Genomic DNA, 4,008 nt, shown 5'->3' on the forward strand with positions numbered 1-4,008 from the left:
CCGCGACGCGCCCGGCCGCCGGGTGCTGCTCGCCCTCGACCCCGGCCCGCACCCGGCGGCCGGGCGCGTCGCGGGCGCGCAGCCAGGCGGATACGGCGCGGGCGTGGGCGTCGAGGGCGGCGTAGCTGATCCGCTGTCCGCCGCCGCCTTCGGCCGGGTACACCAGCGCCTCGTCGGCGGCGCACAGCATGGCCCGGTCCATCAGGGCCTCGGCCAGATTCGTATGTCGGTGCATTCTCGTCTCCCCAGCGCCTGACGTGACCCGGCCCCACACCGCCTCGCTGCCTCGGTAGAGGGGGCATCGAGGTGTCGAGACAGCGAGGCGGCGGCTGGAGAGGAGTGTCGGGGCGGCGGCTCGAAGGCGGCTCGAACTTGGGCAGGTCATAGGACAAGCGGCAAACCTGTGCGGCTCATATCTCGCACCATGACATTTGTCCTGCCGGACTGCGGACTGTCGACACTGTCGCCGACCGGTCACGGTCCGTAGCGTTTCCTCCATGACGAGTACAGCGATGACGGCGGCGGATCCGCCCGTGGTGGAGTTCGCCGGTGTGGCGAAGCACTACGGTGCGGTGCGCGCGGTCAAGGGCATCGATCTGACCATCCGGCGCGGCGAGTCGATCGCCCTGCTCGGCCGCAATGGCGCGGGCAAGTCCACCTCGATCGGCATACTGCTCGGTTTGCTGCCGCCGAGCTCGGGCCGGGTGCGGCTCTTCGGCGGCGCGCCGGAGGCGGCGGTCCGCTCGGGGCGGATCGGCGCGATGCTGCAGGAGGGTGCGCTGATCACCCGTGTGACGGTCCGTGAGCTGGTCGCCTTTGTGGCCGGCACCTACCCGAGGCCGCTGCCGGTCGCCGAGACGCTGGAGCTGGCGGGGCTGACCGAGCTCGCGGAGCGGCGGGCGGACCGGCTCTCCGGCGGGCAGGCGCAGCGGCTGCGGTTCGCGCTCGCCATGGCGGGCGGGCCGGAGCTGGTGGTGCTGGACGAGCCGACGGCGGCCCTGGACGTAGCGGCCAGGCGCGAGTTCTGGGCGGCGATGCACTCCTACGCGGCGCGGGGCAACACGGTCTTGTTCTCCACCCACTATCTGGAGGAGGCCGATGACAACGCCGACCGGATCGTGGTGATCGACAAGGGCCGCAAGGTGGCGGACGGCACGGGCGAGGAGATCAAGCGGACGGTGGGCGGCAATGTCGTCGCCTTCGACCTGGAGGACCGCTCCTCCGAGGGTCTTGAGCTGCTTCCTGGGGTGACGAGCGTCGAGATCCGGCGCGGCCGGGCGTATCTGCGCAGCGCCGAATCGGATGCGACGGTGCTGGCGCTCGCCGAGCGCGGGGATGTGCGGAATCTGGAGGTGCGGGTGTCGCGGCTGGAGGACGCCTTCGTCGCGCTCACCACCGGCCGGGACGATCGAGAGGAGGCGGTGGTCTGATGCTGACGTCCATCGCGTTGGAGCTGCGCAGGATGACCCGTGACATGGCCTTTCTGGTCTTCGGGGTCGCCCTGCCGGTGGTGATGTATCTGCTCTTCACCAATGTCGGCGGCGGGGACGGCGACAAGGGCTCCCATGACACCGCGGCGATGATCGGGATGGCGGCTTACGGCGCGCTCGGCGCGGCCCTGGCGAACGGCACGGGTGTGGCGGAGGACCGGGGGCGCGGCTGGCTGCGGCAGTTGCGGATCACGCCGCTGACGCCGCTGGAGGTGGTGGGGGCGCGGGCGGTGACCGGTTCGCTGGTGGTGCTGCCGTCGATCGTGGCGGTGATGGGAGCGGGGTTCCTGGTCAACGGGGTGCGGATGCCGGTGCTGCGGGCGCTCGCCCTGGTGGCGGTGTTGTGGCTGGGCACCCTGCCGTTCACGCTGCTGGGCCTCGGCAACGGCTACCGGCTGTCGGCCCAGAGCACGGGCATGGTCAATACGGCGGCCAGTATGGGGCTGTCCATCATCGGCGGGCTGTGGATTCCGCTGAGCGCCTTCCCGGACTGGTTCGGCTCGATCGCCGAGTGGACGCCCACGAATCGTTTTGCGCAGTTGGGGTGGGATGTGTCCGAGGGCGCGCTGCCGGCGGTCGGGGCGGTGGCGGTGCTGGCGGGGTGGTTCGCGGTGTTCGGCGCGTATGCGGCGGCCGCGTACCGGAAGAGCACCCACACCAGGTGAGCTGATGTTCCGGTCAGGTCGGCCGCGTCCCCCTTTTTTTCGCGGCTCGGTTCTCCGCCGGCTACCGCTGGGAGGTGCCCCCGCCGGCTCACTCGCCTTTGCGGTCGACCTTCACGGTCCAGCCGCCGCCCATGGTGCGCCCGGTGACGCTCACGCGCACGTTGTCCTGGCGCGCGGACAGGGCCTCCCCGACACCCAGCGGGGCGTCGGCGAGTTCGGGATAGACCGACTCGTTCCAGCACGCCCCGCTGCCGGGGTGGCCGTCCAGCACCTCGATCGGGCCGTCGCCCGAGGCGGTGTCGTTGCGCACACGGTAGACCAGCACGCCCTCGGTGCAGGTGGCGGCGTCGTTGCCGTAGGGGCCGCGGGCCTCGATGGCCAGCGCGGTGGTGGCGCCGGTGCGCACCACGACGAGGCGGGTGCGGCTGTCCGCGGCCGGGCTGCCGCCCGCCATGGGCGCGTCGAGGGGTTCGAGGGTGTGCAGGGTTGCGCCGGGGGCGCGCACACATTGGACCTGGCGCGGGCGCAACCATCCGAGCTTCCATTTGTGCCACCCGAAGGGGTCGGGCGCCAGCCCGAACTGGCTGCCCATCAGGTCCCAGTCCCCGACATAGGTGTCCCAGTCGCCCTCGCCGTCGGGGCTCTTCGGCCGGTGGTAGAGGTCGGGGAGGTCGAAGACATGGCCGGTCTCATGGGCCAGCACATTCCGGTCCGGCGGGTGGTTCTCGAATACGGTCACGAGCCGGCGCAGCTCGACTCCGTCGGCGCGCAGCGGCTGCTCGAAGTTGACCACTTTTGTCGCGTCGGCGTCCACACCCGGGGCGTCGGGGTCGGCGACGAGGTAGACGACGTCATAGCGGCCGAAGTCGATCGAGGGGTCGGCGGCGGCGATGGCGTCGCGCAGATACGCGGCCCGCCGCCCGGCGTTCCAGTCGCGCTTTATGGCGTACGAGGTGGATGCCTCGGGCATGGTGATCCATCGCTTCGCGGCATGCACCCGCAGCCTGAACTGCCCGTATGAGGCGCGCCGGAAGAATGCCGTGGTCGCGGGGATGTGATCGGCGGCCAGCCGTCGCGGAGTCACCTTGGGCGTGGCGTCCGGGAAGGAGAGGAAGATCATGGCCGCGTGGAGCGTGCGGGCGGGGCGGGGGTAGCCGGCGTTCCAGGTGTCCACGCCCTCGGAGTGGTGGGCCCCGGTGCGTTCGAGCGTGCACGGCCCGCCCGCGCCCGCCGCGAAGGCGGGGCCGGACACCACGGTGGTGGCGATCATGGCGCTGAGGGAGGTGAGCACGGCCCCGGTGCGGCGCAGCCGAGGCGGGCGCCCCACACCCTCAGGGAGTCGGCCCACCCTCGCGGGGAGTGGGCCCACCCCCTCGGGCGGCTGAGGACGCGCCATGCCGACCTCCCAGACCTAGACCGACCACCCCATCCACCCTGAGTCGGATGCGTGCGGTACGCCCTGTTCGGCTGGCCCAGTCGAGTGAACCGGCCCCGATGCGGGTACGTAACAGACGGTCACAGTCGGTCGTGAGGGCAGTGGGTCCGTGCAGAGTCGAACAGATACGACCAAACACATGTACAAGGCAACGATGGTCGCGATCGCATGGTTGGAACGGCCGGAGCATGAGCCTCTATGATCGGCACATTTCCAGCGGGGACTCCCTATTCGGGCAGGCATTCAGGGCCCGCCCGGCACCCGGTGTGAGACATGCACAAGATGTGTACGACAGACCTGTACGAGACGAGCGCCACGCGGGAGCGAGCGGTGAGCGGATCCCCTGACGGCCAGGGTCGCGCGCCCGGCGCGACTCTGCCAACGATCACGGAACGTAACGCGGCGCCCAGCGCCGGGC

Annotated in this window: 3 protein-coding genes and 1 pseudogene; 2 read left to right on the forward strand and 2 right to left on the reverse strand. The window is 71.1% G+C overall.

The window, feature by feature from the left end; translation table 11 throughout:
- Positions 1 to 235: pseudogene (locus tag CCN51_RS45085) on the reverse strand (hypothetical protein); the annotation flags it as partial.
- 277 nt (positions 236 to 512) lie between these two features.
- On the opposite strand from CCN51_RS45085, the gene CCN51_RS45090 reads away from it, so the two are divergent.
- Both CCN51_RS45090 and CCN51_RS45095 read left to right on the forward strand, forming a co-directional pair.
- Positions 513 to 1,430: an ABC transporter ATP-binding protein gene (locus CCN51_RS45090; RefSeq protein ID WP_014179405.1), complete on the forward strand. Its 918-nt coding sequence runs from the start codon at positions 513 to 515 to the stop codon at positions 1,428 to 1,430.
- On the forward strand, positions 1,430 to 2,155 hold the full coding sequence (locus CCN51_RS45095) for an ABC transporter permease (protein WP_014179404.1): 726 nt from the start codon (positions 1,430 to 1,432) through the stop codon (positions 2,153 to 2,155). Before CCN51_RS45090 ends, CCN51_RS45095 begins: the two co-directional genes overlap by 1 nt.
- A gap of 88 nt (positions 2,156 to 2,243) precedes the next feature.
- Here the strand turns inward: CCN51_RS45095 and CCN51_RS45100 are convergent, their stop codons facing one another.
- The gene (locus CCN51_RS45100) at positions 2,244 to 3,482 is read right to left on the reverse strand and encodes a M6 family metalloprotease domain-containing protein (protein WP_014179403.1); all 1,239 of its coding nucleotides are present in this window, start codon (positions 3,480 to 3,482) and stop codon (positions 2,244 to 2,246) included.
- Between the last annotated feature and the right edge of the window lie 526 nt (positions 3,483 to 4,008).

The organism is Streptomyces milbemycinicus, from assembly GCF_002154605.1.
In the GTDB taxonomy this organism is placed as follows: Bacteria; Actinomycetota; Actinomycetes; order Streptomycetales; family Streptomycetaceae; genus Streptomyces; species Streptomyces milbemycinicus.